The sequence below is a fragment of the Methylobacterium sp. J-072 genome (assembly GCF_022829425.1).
Classification (GTDB): domain Bacteria; phylum Pseudomonadota; class Alphaproteobacteria; order Rhizobiales; family Beijerinckiaceae; genus Methylobacterium.
This window is the reverse complement of record NZ_JAKSYK010000049.1, coordinates 1-15,257: the sequence shown is the minus strand read 5'-3', so window position 1 is coordinate 15,257 and position 15,257 is coordinate 1. Positions and strand designations below refer to the sequence as shown.

14 protein-coding genes and 1 tRNA gene are annotated in these 15,257 nt (G+C 63.1%); 13 read left to right on the top strand and 2 right to left on the bottom strand.

The window, feature by feature from the left end:
* The first annotated feature begins 761 nt into the window (after window positions 1-761).
* From MKK67_RS04495 to MKK67_RS04455, 9 genes are all read left to right on the top strand, one after another.
* Window positions 762-1,382 (top strand): DUF1134 domain-containing protein, encoded by a 621-nt coding sequence (locus tag MKK67_RS04495; protein WP_243962467.1) that lies wholly within the window; start codon window positions 762-764, stop codon window positions 1,380-1,382.
* A 109-nt stretch (window positions 1,383-1,491) separates the two neighbouring features.
* The gene (locus MKK67_RS04490) at window positions 1,492-2,181 is read left to right on the top strand and encodes a hypothetical protein (RefSeq protein WP_243962466.1); all 690 of its coding nucleotides are present in this window, start codon (window positions 1,492-1,494) and stop codon (window positions 2,179-2,181) included.
* 127 nt (window positions 2,182-2,308) lie between these two features.
* A complete protein-coding gene (locus MKK67_RS04485; protein ID WP_243962465.1) occupies window positions 2,309-2,611 on the top strand; it encodes a 3',5'-cyclic-nucleotide phosphodiesterase in 303 nt (100 codons plus the stop codon).
* A 115-nt stretch (window positions 2,612-2,726) separates the two neighbouring features.
* Window positions 2,727-3,074: an LPS translocon maturation chaperone LptM gene (gene lptM / locus MKK67_RS04480; RefSeq protein WP_243962464.1), complete on the top strand. Its 348-nt coding sequence runs from the start codon at window positions 2,727-2,729 to the stop codon at window positions 3,072-3,074.
* A 135-nt stretch (window positions 3,075-3,209) separates the two neighbouring features.
* A complete protein-coding gene (gene lysA, locus MKK67_RS04475; protein ID WP_243962463.1) occupies window positions 3,210-4,478 on the top strand; it encodes a diaminopimelate decarboxylase in 1,269 nt (422 codons plus the stop codon).
* 11 nt (window positions 4,479-4,489) lie between these two features.
* A complete protein-coding gene (locus MKK67_RS04470; protein ID WP_243962468.1) occupies window positions 4,490-5,320 on the top strand; it encodes a glycosyltransferase family 2 protein in 831 nt (276 codons plus the stop codon).
* 12 nt (window positions 5,321-5,332) lie between these two features.
* Window positions 5,333-5,424, top strand: a tRNA-Ser gene (locus tag MKK67_RS04465).
* A gap of 740 nt (window positions 5,425-6,164) precedes the next feature.
* Window positions 6,165-6,611, top strand: coding sequence for a hypothetical protein (locus MKK67_RS04460; RefSeq protein ID WP_243962462.1), 447 nt, complete (start codon window positions 6,165-6,167; stop codon window positions 6,609-6,611).
* A gap of 174 nt (window positions 6,612-6,785) precedes the next feature.
* Window positions 6,786-7,682 carry a 3'-5' exonuclease gene (locus MKK67_RS04455; protein ID WP_243962461.1) on the top strand — a complete coding sequence of 299 codons (897 nt, stop codon included), beginning with the start codon at window positions 6,786-6,788 and terminating at the stop codon, window positions 7,680-7,682.
* A gap of 49 nt (window positions 7,683-7,731) precedes the next feature.
* Here MKK67_RS04455 and MKK67_RS04450 read toward each other — a convergent pair whose 3' ends face one another.
* Window positions 7,732-8,382: an HNH endonuclease domain-containing protein gene (locus tag MKK67_RS04450; RefSeq protein WP_243962460.1), complete on the bottom strand. Its 651-nt coding sequence runs from the start codon at window positions 8,380-8,382 to the stop codon at window positions 7,732-7,734.
* Between the two features lie 179 nt (window positions 8,383-8,561).
* A complete protein-coding gene (locus tag MKK67_RS04445) occupies window positions 8,562-9,464 on the bottom strand; it encodes a class I SAM-dependent methyltransferase (RefSeq protein ID WP_243962459.1) in 903 nt (300 codons plus the stop codon).
* 132 nt (window positions 9,465-9,596) lie between these two features.
* On the opposite strand from MKK67_RS04445, the gene MKK67_RS04440 reads away from it, so the two are divergent.
* From MKK67_RS04440 to MKK67_RS04425, 4 genes are all read left to right on the top strand, one after another.
* Entirely contained in the window at window positions 9,597-9,779 is a 183-nt protein-coding gene (locus MKK67_RS04440; protein WP_003600567.1) for a DUF3606 domain-containing protein, read from the top strand.
* A gap of 1,150 nt (window positions 9,780-10,929) precedes the next feature.
* Window positions 10,930-13,125: a hypothetical protein gene (locus tag MKK67_RS04435; RefSeq protein WP_243962458.1), complete on the top strand. Its 2,196-nt coding sequence runs from the start codon at window positions 10,930-10,932 to the stop codon at window positions 13,123-13,125.
* 499 nt (window positions 13,126-13,624) lie between these two features.
* Window positions 13,625-14,308 carry a hypothetical protein gene (locus MKK67_RS04430; RefSeq protein WP_243962457.1) on the top strand — a complete coding sequence of 228 codons (684 nt, stop codon included), beginning with the start codon at window positions 13,625-13,627 and terminating at the stop codon, window positions 14,306-14,308.
* Between the two features lie 237 nt (window positions 14,309-14,545).
* Window positions 14,546-15,244: a haloacid dehalogenase type II gene (locus MKK67_RS04425; protein WP_243962456.1), complete on the top strand. Its 699-nt coding sequence runs from the start codon at window positions 14,546-14,548 to the stop codon at window positions 15,242-15,244.
* The last annotated feature ends 13 nt before the right edge of the window (window positions 15,245-15,257 follow it).

Genomic DNA, 15,257 nt, shown 5'->3' with positions numbered 1-15,257 from the left:
TTCTTGATGTCACGCGTACGCTCGCCCCGATCCGTTGCCCCCGATGCTGGGCCGAGCAGGCTCACATATCGGACTTCTGATCCTCCTGGGCCCGGTCCGGAGATGACACGCGCCCTCCCTCCCCCCTTTGCGGGGGAGGGCGACGCGCGTGAGGCTGGCTGTGGCCCGCAATCGGAACCGGTGTGTGAACACCGTCGAGTGCGGGGTCGTGATCCGGCCTGCCCGTGGACCCCGGGCGACGGCCAGGGCGTGAGACGATCCCTATCCCCCCGCGCTGCGGGGCAGGTTCTTGATGTCGCCCGTAGGCGCGCCGCGATCGGTTGCCCCGGATGCTGGGCCGAGCAGGCTCACATACCGGACTTCTGATCCTCCTGCGCCCGGTCCGGAGATGACCCGCGCCCTCCCTCCCCCGCAGAGGGGGGAGGGAGACGCGCGTGAGGCTGCCTGTGGCCCTCAATCGGAACCGGTGTGTGAACACCGTCGAGTGCGGGGTCGCGATCCGGCCCGCGCGTCGAGCCGGGGGCCGGAGCGGCGTCAGGGCGCGTTAACCACATCTTGCGGTTTTCCTCAGAAGCTGGTCCGACGGAGCGGTCCGCGCCGTCCCGGATCGCGGGGTGAGCCCGGTCGCGGCGGCGGCCGAGACCGGCCCGTGGGCGTGGCGGCAAGGATCCATCGCGGAACCGTTAGAGCATCGTCCCGAAAGGTGGCCACCGGCTTTCGGAAAAAGGCGACGCAGAGTCGAACCGGGCGAGGAGGCAACGATGACGGCACGAGACGAGCGCGGCACCCACCGCCGCCACCTGCTCCGCGCGGGCCTCGGCCTGGCGTTGGGCACGCCGCTGGCGGGCCTCGCCGGGATCGGCGCGGCTTTGGCCCGCGGCGAGGACCAGGACACGCCCGAGACCTTCCGCCCGGGCGAGATCGTGGAATCGGGCCACCGGTTTTTCGGCTCGGTCTCCCGCGGCCTCGCGCTCACCGTCGAGGAGGCGGGGCGACGCTGGGGCGAGCCGAACGGCTACATCCTCGGGCAGGAGGGCGGGGGCGCCGTGGTGGCCGGCGTGCGCTACGGCGAGGGGACGCTCTACACCCGCAATGCCGGGCAGAAGCACGTCTACTGGCAGGGTCCGTCCGTGGGCTTCGATGTCGGCGGCGACGGCGCGCGCACCATGATGCTGGTCTACAACCTGCCGAACGTGCGCGAGCTGTTCCGGCGCTTCGGCGGCGTCGACGGCTCGGCCTATCTGGTGGGCGGCTTCGGCATGACCGCGGTGGTGAGCGACCGCATCATCGTGGTGCCGATCCGCAGCGGCGTCGGTGCGCGGCTGGGCATCAATGTCGGCTATCTCAAGTTCACCCGGGAGGCGACCTGGAACCCGTTCTGATTGATGAGCGTAGCTTGATTTCGCCCCGGCGGCCGTCCTGGGTTAGACTGAAACCGGGCCGGGTGTTCCGGCCGCATGCGCGGGCTGCTCCCTCGTGATCGAAACCGTGATGATCTTCGCGCTGGGTTTCTTGGCGGCGAGCCTGTGCGGCCTGCTGCTGCTCCCGGCGCTCAACGCGCGCGCGGCGCGCCTGGCGCGGCGACGCGCCGAGGCACGGCTGCCGCTGTCGCCGGCCGAGATCGCCGCGGAGCGGGATTTTCTGCGCGCGCAATTCGCCGTGCAGCAACGGCGGCTGGAGCGCCGGGTCGAGACCGTGCAGGCCAGACGCCACGAAGACCTCACGGCGATCGGCGCCGGGGCGATGCGGGCGGCCGCCCTCGCCCGGGACGTGGCCGCCCGGGACGCCGAGATCGCGCAGGCGCAGGCCAAGTCCCGGGAGCTCGAGACCGAGTTGGCCAGCGCCCGCGAGGACGGCACAGCGAGCCTTGCCACCCTGCGCGCCCTCGAAGACGCGCATGCGGACCTGCTCGACAGCCTCCTGGCGGTTCGGCAGGGCCGAAGGGCCGATCAGCCGCAGGGCGAGGATGCGGCCGCACTGGCCGCCGAGCGCGACACTCTGCGCGCCAGCCTGAAGGCGGCCGAGGAGGCCCTGGCCCAGACCCTCGCGGATCGCCAGGGCGGCACCGAGGGGGAGTACGCCGATCTGCGCCGGCGGATCACGGAGGTCGCCGACGCCCTGACCGGTCAGGACCGGATGCCCAAAGCGGCATTCCCGGCGCCGCAGCCCGAGCACGTCTGACCGGGCCGCGTGGGCCGATCGCCACCGAGAAACGTTCGCGGGTTGCCTTGTTTCGACCATGCAAAGGCATCATCGCAACCCGGATTGATCCCGACATTCCTGACTCCCAGAGATGGTACGTATCCCCATGCGCCTGAAGCCAATCCTTCTCGCCGTCGCGGCGGCCACCGCCCTGACGCTGCCGGCCGCGGCGCAGCAGTCGAAGCGCGGCAACGAGACCCTGAAGAAATACTGCACCGGCGATTATCTGACCTATTGCGGCAACCTGGCCCCCGACGATCCGGCGACCGACGCCTGCTTCCAGAAGAACTGGAAGAAGCTCAGCGAGAATTGCCGCCGGGCGATCGACGCCTACGAGGCTCAGCAGCAGCAGGACTCCCCCGCCAAGGGCAAGCAGGGCGCGCAGGGCACCAAGGACCAACGCGGCTGAGCACAGCCGGGCCGCATGTAGCGGCTGTGCGCTCGCGCCGACGCCCGGCAACGGCTAAGGTAGTGCTCCCGCCGGCCCTCGAGCGCCGGCGCCGAGCCCGTCGGACCTGCGCGCGATGTTGTCGTCTCCCGCCCTGAAGCTCCTCGCCGTGTCCGGCCTCGTGGCCCTCGGGGTCTCCGCCTGCGGACGGCGGGGCGCCCTCGAGCCGCCTCAGACCGCGGCGCCGGCCCCGACCGCGCAGGCGGGATCCGACTCGGTCAACGGCCGCCGGACCCTGCCGGTCTCGGTCGGCCTCGGCGGCGGCGCGGAGGAGCCGACGGCCGAGGGGGTGCGGACCGGGGACGAGCTCTCCGTCGCGGCGGTTCCGCCGGGCGGTACCGGGGCGCCGATCGAGACCAGCCGCGGCGCGAAGCGCGGCTATCGGATCCCCAAGGAGCCTTTCATTCTCGATCCGCTGCTGTAGACGGCTTTTGCCGGAGCCGCGCTCCGTGCCTGCGCCGCGCTGCGTCCGTCATCGATGGGCGACCCGCCGGCAGGCGGGCGGGATGTTTCACGGGAAACACCCCGCGCTCCGGCGTGCAGGAGAGACACGGCCGAGATGCACCATTTCCACTATCGCGACGGCCGCCTGCAGGCTGAGGACGTCGACCTGACGGGCCTCGCCGCGGAGGTCGGCACGCCGTTCTACTGCTACAGCACCGCGACCCTGGAGCGGCACTACCGCGTGTTCGCCGAGGCCTTCGCGGGCGACGACGCCCTGGTCTGCTTCGCCATGAAGGCGAACTCGAATCAGGCCGTGCTGCGGACCCTCGCGGCCCAGGGCGCCGGCATGGACATCGTCTCCGGCGGCGAACTGCACCGGGCGCTGGCGGCCGGCGTCGATCCGGCCAAGATCGTCTTCTCCGGGGTCGGCAAGACCCGGGACGAGATGGTGGCCGCGCTCCAGGCCGGCATTTTCTGCTTCAACGTCGAGAGCGAGCCTGAGTTGGCCCAGCTCTCGGAGACCGCAGTGAGCCTCGGCCTGACCGCGCCGGTCTCGGTGCGGGTCAACCCGGACGTGGATGCCGGCACCCACGCCAAGATCTCCACCGGCAAATACGAGAATAAGTTCGGCATCCCGATCACCCGGGCGCCCGCGGTCTACGCCGCCGCCGCGACCCTGCCGGGGCTCGCGGTCCACGGCGTCGACATGCATATCGGCAGCCAGATCACCGACCTCGCGCCCTTCGCCAGCGCGGCCAAGCTGCTCGCCGACCTCGCCCGGCAGCTCCTGGCGGCCGGCCATCCCCTGCGTCACATCGATTTCGGCGGCGGCCTCGGCATCCCGTACCGCGACGACAACGCCCCGCCGCCCGATCCCGCCGCCCTGGCGGCGACCCTGAGGCCGCATTTCGCGCCGCTCGGCCTGCGCCCGGTCTTCGAGATCGGCCGGATGATCGCCGGCAATGCCGGGATCCTGGTGACCCGGGTGCTGTACGTGAAGCACTCCGAAGGGCGCACCTTCGTGATCGTCGACGCCGCGATGAACGACCTGATCCGCCCGACCCTGTACGAGGCCTATCACGGCCTGCGCCCCGTCGCAGAGCCGGGGCCGGACACGCCCCGCATCGTCGCCGACGTGGTCGGCCCGGTCTGCGAGACCGGCGACTACCTCGCCCTCAACCGCGAGATGCCCGCGGTGACGGCCGGCGACCTGATCGCCGTGATGAGCGCGGGCGCCTACGGGGCGGTCCAGGCCGGCACCTACAACACCCGCGCCCTGGTGCCGGAGGTGCTGGTGCGCGGCGACCAAGCGGCCGTGGTGCGCCCGCGGGTGAGCGTTGAGGATCTTGTCGCCCTCGACCGGGTGCCGGACTGGCTGGCGTGACCGAAACGCCGATGGGCCTTGGGGCGACCGGCCCGGTGGCGCTGCCGCTGTCGATCTTCATCATCGCCCGCAACGAGGCGGACCGGATCGGCGCGACGATCCGGGCGGTGCGCGACCTGACCGACGACCTCGTGGTGGTCGATTCGGGCTCGACGGACGGCACCCAGGCGCTCGCGGCTTCGCTCGGCGCCCGGGTGATCCACAATCCCTGGCCGGGCTACGGCCCGCAGAAGCGTTTTTCCGAGGAGCAGTGCCGGCACGTCTGGCTCTTGAACCTCGACGCCGATGAGGTCGTCCCCGCCGAGCTCGCCGCCGAGATCCGCGCCCTGTTCGCGTCGGGCGAGCCAAGCCGGCCAGCCTGGCGGATCGGCATCGCCGAAATCTTCCCCGGCGAGGGCCGACCCCATCCCTGGGCCTATACGCTGACTCCGGTACGGCTCTACCGCAAGGACCGGGGGCGCTATTCCGCTTCCCCGGTCCACGACCGCGTCGCCCTGGAGCCTGGGGTGAAGCCCGGCCGCCTCCGGGGGATCATCCATCACTTCTCGGTGCGCTCGCTGGGCGACCAGTTGGACAAGCTCAACCGCTATTCCGACCAGCAGGCCGACGACCTCGAAGCCCGGGGCGTAGTGATTCCGAGCTGGCGCGTGTTCGTCGAGCTGCCGGGCAATTTCCTCAAGGCCTATCTCGGCCGGCGCCACGTCTTGCGCGGCACCTACGGCTTCCTGACGGCGATGAACTACGCGATGTCGCGGCATCTGCGCATCGCCAAGCACTACGAACGCCGCCGCCGCGCCGCCATCCCACTGGATCGGGTTGACCCGCCCGATCCGACCTTCTAGAGCCAGAGCGCCGGAGACGTGGCCGAGCGGCTGAAGGCACTCGTTTGCTAAATGAGCATACCCCGAAAGGGGTATCGAGGGTTCGAATCCCTCCGTCTCCGCCACTTAAGTGGCTTAAGTGTCTCACTAAGCTTTCAAATTTGAACCGGCCGAGGCCGCCGGCCCACATTTCAGCCCACATTTCGAAGTGGCTTGTACCGGTTTGTACTGGACACTGTTGGACGATGCGGCTTCACGCGAGGGCTGATGCAAGTCAGACACCTAGCGCCGTTCGCGAAGGCTATCAGCGGCTCGGCCGTGCTGCATTAAAAACAGGGGTCGTTCGTCTTGACCCCTCGAGCGGCTGCTCATCCGGGCTGACGCGCAGGAGGCGTCATTCCACTCCGGTGAACGCGGCTACATGCGAGCTACCTCCCGCGCTCGGCAGCACCGCCCGCACCTCGGCACAGCAACGGGCGGCCAGCCGCCGCGTCAGCGTCCAACACCGCACGCCAACTACGTCGGGATCGGCTCGTGCCCGCGAGCCAGCGCCACCGAAGGCGTCGGTCGAGCTTGTCGTGCCGGTTGATCCTGCGCGAAGGCCGGAACAGGTTCCAAAGGTCGCCACATGGTCACGCCGACCACCGCAGCCTGTGACCGATGTCGAGCGGCTTGAGGCGCAGCGGCGCGACTGACCTGACGCGAATCGGTGGCGTGCCGGCCTCTGCAGCTTGCGATGCATCTTTAAACCGCTCTGGAGTGCGGTAAGCGAGCATTAACGCTGAATGGACATCGTTGTGGGTCTGATCGATCAGCCGTTCGGACCAAGGGGGTCCGCCCAGTTGCGACGGGAGACAACCAGTCCATGCCTCGCGTGCTCGAACTGCTGCGCTGGAAACTTCAGGTGCTTTTTGCCTGGAAGCCAATACGTGCTCAGGTGCTACCCCTGATCTTGGGGGTTTACGCCCTAGCGGGCTGGGGAGCCTACGCGAATAAAGCTTCAGCCAACCGCGATCTGGCAACTCAGGTCACCGTCCTTCAGACGGAGCGAAACGAGTTGGTAGGCCGCCAGGAAAAGTTAGAGCAGGCAAACATCGACCTCCTGCGTGAGTGGCAAAGCAAACTCGCCTCTGCCCGCGAAGAACTTGGCCAAGCCGTTGCGGCCCGCGACACAGCGAAGAGTCAGCTTGCCGGTTCACAGCGCGAGCTTACCGCCTCGAAGAAGCGCCTCGATCAGGCTCGTGATCGAGTAACTGAAACAGGCAGCATCAAGCCCGCCGAGTCCTCGAAGAAGGCCGCGAGTAAGCTATAGAGCGGCCTGAAAGGTCAGCCTTCGGCGTGATGAACTCGGACACGCGCCGTTTTCCTTGGGGACTGAGCCTGTGGATGTCTGGTTGTGAAGCCGTGATCATGCCCTTCTTCGGCGCTGCATCACAGCCTGCGACGGCAGATCAACGGTGAGCCTCAGGACCGGGACACGAAAGCGGTGACGCAAGCCCTCGACAGCATTGCAAGCGTGCTTGAGGGCACCGGTGAGTACCGGGTCCTGCGGCGTCTCGGACCATTCGTCGAATGCGCTGATCCACCGAACGAGCCGACTTTTATCGGCCTGATCCTCGACACAGAGACCACAGGGGTCGATCACGCGCGCGACGAGGTGATCGAGCTTGGCATCATCAAATTCGAGTACGGCGCGAGTGGTCGCGTCTACCGCGTGATCAAGACGCTCAATCAGCTCCATCAACCGCGCAAACCGATCCCGTCCGAGATAACGCGCCTTACCGGCATCACGGATGCCGACGTGGCTGGTCAGCGGATCGATGACGCGGCCGTACATGCGTTGGCAGCCGACGCGGCGGTGGTGATTGCTCACAATGCGAGCTTCGACCGCCAGATGTGCGAGGGCCGCTGGCCGATCTTCACCGAGAAGAATTGGGCGTGCTCGTGCCATCAGGTGCCGTGGCGTGATGAGGGCCATGAGGGCATGAAGCTCGGCTACCTGCTGACTGACTACGGCTTCTTCCATAATGGGCATCGAGCCATCGACGACTGCCATGCCCTCCTGGCAGTGCTGGCAGCTCCGCTGAGGACCTCCGGTCGCCTTGCCCTGTCGTGCCTGCTTGAAATCGCGCGCAAGCCCACCGTGCGGATCTGGGCGGCAGGTTCACCCATCGCCACTAAGGACACGCTGAAGGCCCGAAGCTATCGCTGGAGCGGTCAGCGGCGGTGTTGGTACATCGATGTCGAGGAGGACCGGTTCGAGATTGAGCGGACCTTCCTCAGTCAGGAAATCTTCCGATGCGAGGTCCTGGACCTTCCCGCCGACCGAATCACTGCGCGAGATAGGTTCTCTTCGAGGACGAATCCCGAGATATCCGGGTAATTACGTAAGCTAACTCGGCACAAGCTTTCGCGTGTCAAACTTCGACCAATCACAGAAGCGGTGCGGTTCGACCTGCCCACTCTGGCGGCTGCTGATCCTGGCTGACACGCAGCCGGCGCCATTCCAGTCCGGAGAACGCGGCTTCATACGAGTAGTCCGCTTCAATCGGCAGCGCTGCCCGCGCCTCGGCCCAGAACCGGGCGGCCAGCGCCGGGTCGGCATCCCAAGCCGCACGCCACCACGTCAGGATCGGCTCGCGCGCCCTAGCCAACGTCGCCGCCGATGGGAGCCGGTCGCGTTTCTCATGCTGGTTGACCCTGCGCGAGGCTGGAAACAGGTTCCATAGGTCGCCGCATGGCCACGCCGACCACGGCAGCGCATGGTCAATGTCGAGCGTATCGAGACGCAGCGGCGCACCGGACCAGACGCAGACCGGTGGTGTGCCGGCCTCTGCAAGCCTTGCCACGACGAGGCGTGCCAGAGAGGTGTCGCGCGCCGGCTCCTGCCAGACGAGGTGCGCCTCAGCCTCCCCTGGCGTGCACACCCGGCCCATGCGGATGGAATAGCCACGAATCAGCCGCGCCCACTCGGCAACCAGCACGGGCTCGACCCAGGCGCCGAGCCGCAACAAGGTGCGCCATAGCGGCCCTGGTACTGACAGGTCACCCCAGGCCGACAGGACATCTGGCGTGAGCGTCACGGGGCCAGATACCCGCACCGGTCGGCCCACGCCCTCGAAAACAGGCACACCTGCGTTCGGATAGGTCGTGTAGCGGGCTGGAATAGCGAGGATGGTCCGTCGCGCCTCACCGAGCGCCGCAACGAGTGCGTCAGCGCGTGGGCCTGCAAATCGCATTCCGATGCGTAGGTCTCCCGCCGTCACCCCGAGGGACAGAAGCGCGCGGAAGCCAACCTTGGCGAAGCCAAGGCCGGCCCAGCGTTGCGGGGCACTTGTGGGAGACCTGCGGCAACGAGCGGTAGGTAGGCGCGCAGCCAGTTCAGGGCGACTGCGCCCATTGGAACAAGGACTCGGTCAGTTCCGTCCGGCGCTGGCCCCGCGAGTGAGGATGCGGTGTCGGCGATCTTCGCGACCGCGCGCAGCAGCCCGAGCTTGTAGGTCGAGGACTTGTCATCGTTGAGCACGATTCCCCGGACCAGCGGCAGGCCGAGGCTGCCGTCATCGGGTAGGCGGAGCACCACAGTGGTCCAGGCTACGTCGGACCGGCCGAGGCCGTCGGCTTCGTTGAGGACCCGCAGGACAGCGAGGCCGTGCTCACGTGCAAGAGTCTCGATCTCCCCGATGGTGGTCGGGTACATCGCGCGTCCCGGCTCGCTTGGACCATGGCGCAAAGTCAGCACGAGGACGCCAGCCGGCTTGAGCAGCGTGGCGAGCTTGCGGAAGGCGCGCGGGCGTTCGGACGACGGCAGGTGCATCCACACGGCCGAGAGAAGTACGAAGTCGTAGCTCAAGCCAAGGCGATGGACCGCAGCGACGGCGGGCAGGCGGTCATCGACCCAGCGCAGGCCAGGATGGCGCCGGACGCCTTCGGCTCGCATCCCATCTGCGGGTTCTGCGGCCACCACCTCATAGCCCTGACTAGCTAACCACGCTGCGTCACGGCCTGAGCCCGCGCCAACGTCGAGGGCGAGGCGTCCGGGCCCGACTGGCATAAGTTCACGCACGGGCGCCCAGAGCGCTCCGGCGGAGAGGCTTTCGTAGCGAGCAGCGAGGGCAACCGAGTCCCGGTCGTAGCCCGCGATGGTTTCGTCAGGGACGTTCATGGTTCTCAGTCAGGCGACACGTTTGGTCGGCCGCGATACCCCGATTTGACACAAGCCGGTGGCTCAATGCCATGCAGACTAAATCCGCGAGCCCCCCCCCGGCCCACGTGTAAACAACCCGACAGGACTCCCATGGCCGGACTTAAAGACAAGCGTGGCTTCATCGACAAGGATCGCCTTGATCTGTCGGAACGCAAGGCTGTCGAGTTCTGGATGAAGCGATGGGGTGTCACGCAGGATCAGCTGACGGCAGCGCATCGGAAGGTTGGTCGAATGACGAAGGACATCGCCGCCGAGCTGGGCAAGAAGCGTTAGGTGCGTGCTCGCCGCAACGAACAGCTCGGTAGGGGACGTCGTCGTTGGTCGAGCCGCCGCAAACTGGGCCTAGCCTTCATGCCGGACCAAGGTGGGTTACCGCCCGCGCAAACTCCCCGTAGCCCGGCCTTGGGATCGCGGGTACGTGGTGGCCTGACAAGTCAGCCCAGGAACGGAAAGGGGCTGCGTGGATGCCGATTAGCAGGCCGGACCTCGCGGACGCTGGCTTACCGGAGGCGCTCATAAAACGCATCCTGCAAGCCGAGCCGAACCTATCGGTGCCCGTGCCGATCAAGGAACTGTGTGCGCGCCTTAGATAAGGCGGTGTGCCCCCCCGCCGGCCTCATTGAAAAAGGTGGCGCACACTCGTCGTTTGCCCCTTTCGCTGCCGATAACCGCAGAAAGCCGTGGGGACTCAACATTGGAACACAAGGGGTTCCGCCCTAAACTGAGCGCAGCCTGATAAGCCATTCCGAAATTACAAAAGGTCTGAGCCCCACGAACATGCAGCGCAGAGACGCACTCGTATTTCTCGACTGGGACACCGTACGCAGAGTGGCGCCTTCTCCAAGGCTGCCTACAGAAACCGCTGAGCAAGCTACTCGACACGTCGAGAGTGTTTTTGACACCATACGGCCAGCGATAGCAGACTATTTAACAGCTTTAGACAAATCCGTAATATATCGCGTTAAATGGCGCATCTATCATGGATGGTATAGTGGGCGAACAAAAACAAAGGATTTGAGGACAATTGAAGAATTTGCCCTCAACTGCCGCGATACCGTACTTAATAAAATTTCATTTACTTCAGATATAGGCTTATCACACGGAATGCTATGCGGAGGACGACGGCTTCCCCTTTTTGATACTTTGAGACTGACGGAAGAGCAAAGTGCAGACGGGATGACCAAACAAGTCGAACGTCAAAAGATGGTGGACACCGCATTAATATGCGACCTACTTCAGTCCACAAGAAGCTCAAAAGAAACGATTCATCTAATTTTTGGTGACGATGATGACCTTCTTCCCGGAGTCTTTATGGCTGAGACTTGGGGCGCCCAAGTCCACGTCTTAAGACGAAGGATCAACGCCAGTCGCCATGTAAATACTTCGGGTCTGATAACTTTAATGCGAACAGGGACCGATAGCGATGATCAATCCTGAACAGCTCGAGAGAGATTTGAGACCTTTCACTGACCCCGCAACCGATCTCGACCTTCTGGTTGGAGATGGGATGCTCAGGATAGATTACGTCCGGGACGGTGCTCAATCTAGCATTTCTATAAGCCTCCCTAGTCAAGCGGTCGCACTGAAAATCTTTTCAGAAACTGAAGCGGTCGAGGAGAACTTTTCCTCGTTTGCTTCACTTCTTGCCTCAAAACATTTCGCCGACATTAAAAGCATGGCGAAGAATCAGCACAGAATGCTTTCTTCCAGTGTCGCGAAGACCCTGATACCGCCGGAGGGCGTATTAGACGACTTACCCCTGACACAAAATGCTTTCAACGATGCAGCGCGACTCGACAGGACGAGCGCACAAGATCGCCCGATCAAATTAATACTTATGGATGGTCCGGCTGGGGTTGGAAAAACGTCACTCTTACTTTCTACCGCAAATAATAGAGCAAAAGACTACGGAAGCGATAAGGATGCTCCGCCAATATTGCATGTTGCAAATCGAGGGCGCAGATTCGCTAGCCTAGATGAACTGATGGCATTATCAATACAAATTATAAGGTCTAAATTTACATACGACCAGGTGCCGGCATTAGTTCGGAACGGTGTGCTCCAAATAGCTATTGATGGCTTCGACGAATTAGTTGATGCGGATGGGTATGCAGACGCATGGTCAGTGCTTCGAGACTTCTTGTCTGAATTGCAGTATGGCGGTCCGCTCATCCTTTCGGGACGCGACACCTTTTTCGATCTAAGTGGTTTTCGAAATAAGCTAGGTGAAGTCGCTGGCGCCGTTGATATCAGACACGTTCGCCTTGCCCCTACCTCACCAAGTGTGGCTCGTGAGTGGTTAATTGAGGCCGGATGGTCTGGTGAGGATTTAGAATCCGTTGAAGCAAAAGAGCTTCTCACGCCAAATTCGTATGCACTCCGACCGTATTTTCTAAACGAAATTTCAAAGTTGGGAGATGTCTGGTCCATTCTTAATGAGCTAACGAACCCTCGTGACTTTTTGGTTCAAAAGTTTATGAACCGAGAGGCCGAGCTAATCACATCTAGAATTCCACTAAATAAGGAAAAAGCTTTTGAGCTACTCTACGAGCTTTTCGAGCTGATAAGCCTTGAGATGGCGGAAGGGGAATCAGAAGCCGTCGATATTCCGTTTCTTCAGTTGGCTGTAGATGTTGTATTTGGCAAGGAAATAAAGAGTCCGGTCGATCTAGCAAAATTACGCCACAAAGCCGGATCGTTCGCTCTTATGGAGAATGACCTAAGATCAAATTTCCGAAAATTCCCGCATACAGAAATTTCTAATCATTTTTTATCTATTGCGCTGATTAAGCAACTGATGGCAGGGGAGTTGTCACGATTTCTCAAGCGCGGGTTTGTGGGTTCGGATCTAATCGGTGTCTTCGCTGAGCAAGTCATAGTATGGTCCGAACATGATCTCATCTCACTCCAGCGCACATTGTTGCGTGGAGTGCGTACAGATGTCGGCTTTGAAAGACTTAGCTCCAACTGCGCAAGCCTCCTTTTGAGTACTCTTGTAACGCACGCGCCCTGCTTCTCTCGATCTTTTGCAGACATGGATTGTGGGGAGGGGGTTTTATTTGGTGCCCTTAGCAGCAGTCGGCTCGAAAGAGTTACAATTGGACGGCTAGATGCGCGTGGCGCCGATATGTCGGAGGTAGAATTCGTATCATCAAATATAGGCCTTTTAGTTATCGATAACACTACTAGATTTGGCAGCAGCATCCCTAACGTGAGTTCTGTGATGATTGCAAATCTTTTAGGCGTGCAAACTCTCTATGACCCCCGAGAAATACGAGAATTATTATCAGGGATTAGCAAAGGGCGCCAATTGGGCAACAATCACAACCATGAAGCGGTCAATATACTTAACCGTGCATGCCGCGTGTTTCTGCGCCAGTTCTACATCAAAAAAGGCATTTCGGATCACGCGAGTGCCGTGATGGATGGGCCCATCTGGAATCAGATAGAAAACATTCTCCTCGATCATAACAGGTTGAAAATTGTTGACAGGAAAGACGTGTCTGGAAGGCCTGGAGAATTTGTGCACATCATAGACGCGCGATCTCTGCTTGCGCGCGCGAATGATGAAGACGCCCGGATATGGGACGAAATTTCTTCTATCTCTGATAATTCCTAAGGTTTCTGGAGAGTACAGCCTATATCACAATGTTGCCTTCGTTCAAAAAGTCTGCATCAATACCGGATCTTATGGGTAACACCCTGGTATACCCCGATGCGACGTAACGCAGCGCCTTATGCGCATGATCACATGTGGATTGAATTCTGTCGATGTGACGGCCATCTGCTCGGATCTAAACCCTGATGTGCTGCTTAGTGCGCTATCAAGCTTAAAACGTGACTGAGGTGGGCCGCAGGCCGTTTCGGCATGACGCCAATTGATAACGACCTCAAGCCGCACGACCCGAAGTGTGGCCATTTGTTCGGGATGGATCCAGGCCATGCTCAGCGACACAATTCCGACCTTTCGGTTTAACCGACCTCGTTCCTCCTCCCCTTCAATCCAGCCGCTTCGCCGCCCCGAACCAAAGGCACACATCGGGTCGACAACTGCAAAGCCTACGAGTGAGTCTGCCGAATCGGGTCGAATCGGCGCTCAGGCCAATAGCCGTGACGCTGTGGCCGCCGACGCCGAACGCTTCTTGCATCAGATCCGAGGTGCTGGGTCGCAGCCCCTCGACAGCGCGGGTTGGTTGCAGCGGGCGGGTTTGAACATCCGCAAGGCATCGGACGCGCAGCACCTCGAAGCCATCGCCCTGGCCTACGCTACCTACATCCGCATCAGCAGGAGCCCGCTGCGGGCCGCGATGATGGCCGAGCTTGAGACTCTGAGCGGGCGCAAACGCTCGCGGACCACCCACGACCTGCACCTTATCGTCGAGCGGTTTGTCTCCTACGGCGGCGAGACTCCAGCCGAGCGGCTGGCAGCCCGCAAGCTCATTAGCCGAGATGTGAGGGCGATTCAGCACCTCGAAGCGGCCAAGATCCTGCCGAGCCGAGTGCAGGCGCTGGCGGCCACCCCAGGCCAGGGTCTGCACGCTTGGGCGCGTGAGCACGCGGTGGCGAAGCGGGTGTCGTCATCCCCGCTGGGGGCCATCGCAGCTGCTCGACAAGCGAAGACTGAGGCGCGGCAGCGTGCGCTGATCCACGAGGTCACGATCACGACACGGCGGCCGGAAGGATCTCGGAAGGCTCAACGGCGCTACGTTATTACCGGACTGTTGGGGGCTGAGATCGTGGGGCTACGAAGGCGCTTGAAGGGGCTGGAAGCGAGAACCGCGCGTAAAGCTCAGCTGGGATGATCGAGCCGTCAGCTGAGCGGCATCGGGTCGACAATTGCCGCTATGCGCCATGAGCTGAAGTTGGCCGCCCGCCCGGAAGCAGACGTTCCGCGTTCGACCCAACCCGGCCGCTCAAGTCTCCATGGGCGCTTCCCTTAAGCAGCCATTCGGCGGCCGTCCGGCAACTTCACCTCAGAGGTGGACAGAGGACGTGGTGGGTAGGGATAGTTCGCGTAGGACCGTCCGGTGGGAGCAATCATGCTGCAACTGCAACCTGTGCCGAAGGTGATCACCTTCGACTGCTACGGCACCCTAGTCCGGTGGCATGACGCTGTACGGTCTGCGGCCCGCGCGATCCTGGCCGGACGTCTTACGGAGCCTGATGCGCAAGACCAATCGGTCGCTCTGGCTGACCGGCTGCGCAGCGCCGCCGTAGAGCGGCAGCAGCGCCCGCCCTACTGCGACTACAAGTCTGTCCTGCGTTCTGCCCTCGCCGTAGCCCTCGCCGAGGCCGGTCATACAGCGAAGCCCGAGGACGAGGAGCTGCTGCTATCGACCCTCAGCCGGATTGAACCGCACCCCGACGTTCCGGCCGCTCTCAGTCGCTTGCGCGCACGCTACCGGCTCGCGATCATCAGCAACACGGACGACGACCTGATCGCCGGCACCGTCGCGGCGATCGGGGTCCCGATCGACTTCGTCATCACCGCCGAGCAGGCCCGCGCCTACAAGCCCGACCACCGGCTCTTCCTGCACGCCTACGCTACCTTGGGCGTGACAAAGGAGGAGACCGTGCACGTCGGCATGGGGCAGTTCACCGACCTCAAGGTCTGCCACGAACTCGGCATCCGGTCCGTGTGGATCGACCGGGTCGGCGAGCCGCTGAACCCAGACTGGCCGCCGCACGCCAAGTTGGACGACCTGAAGGGTTTGCCCGACGTGCTGTCGGCGTCTTGAACGGCTTCCGAGC

What these genes read in the sequence shown, in the direction of transcription:
- MKK67_RS04495 (WP_243962467.1), top strand. Translation starts at nt 762, where the DNA reads ATGACGGCACGAGACGAGCGCGGCACCCACCGCCGCCACCTGCTCCGC.
- lptM (WP_243962464.1), top strand. Translation starts at nt 2,727, where the DNA reads ATGTTGTCGTCTCCCGCCCTGAAGCTCCTCGCCGTGTCCGGCCTCGTG.
- lysA (WP_243962463.1), top strand. Translation starts at nt 3,210, where the DNA reads ATGCACCATTTCCACTATCGCGACGGCCGCCTGCAGGCTGAGGACGTC.
- MKK67_RS04445 (WP_243962459.1), bottom strand. Translation starts at nt 9,464, where the DNA reads ATGAACGTCCCTGACGAAACCATCGCGGGCTACGACCGGGACTCGGTT.
- MKK67_RS04470 (WP_243962468.1), top strand. Translation starts at nt 4,490, where the DNA reads ATGGGCCTTGGGGCGACCGGCCCGGTGGCGCTGCCGCTGTCGATCTTC.
- MKK67_RS04485 (WP_243962465.1), top strand. Translation starts at nt 2,309, where the DNA reads ATGCGCCTGAAGCCAATCCTTCTCGCCGTCGCGGCGGCCACCGCCCTG.
- MKK67_RS04460 (WP_243962462.1), top strand. Translation starts at nt 6,165, where the DNA reads ATGCCTCGCGTGCTCGAACTGCTGCGCTGGAAACTTCAGGTGCTTTTT.
- MKK67_RS04435 (WP_243962458.1), top strand. Translation starts at nt 10,930, where the DNA reads ATGATCAATCCTGAACAGCTCGAGAGAGATTTGAGACCTTTCACTGAC.
- MKK67_RS04440 (WP_003600567.1), top strand. Translation starts at nt 9,597, where the DNA reads ATGGCCGGACTTAAAGACAAGCGTGGCTTCATCGACAAGGATCGCCTT.
- MKK67_RS04490 (WP_243962466.1), top strand. Translation starts at nt 1,492, where the DNA reads ATGATCTTCGCGCTGGGTTTCTTGGCGGCGAGCCTGTGCGGCCTGCTG.
- MKK67_RS04425 (WP_243962456.1), top strand. Translation starts at nt 14,546, where the DNA reads ATGCTGCAACTGCAACCTGTGCCGAAGGTGATCACCTTCGACTGCTAC.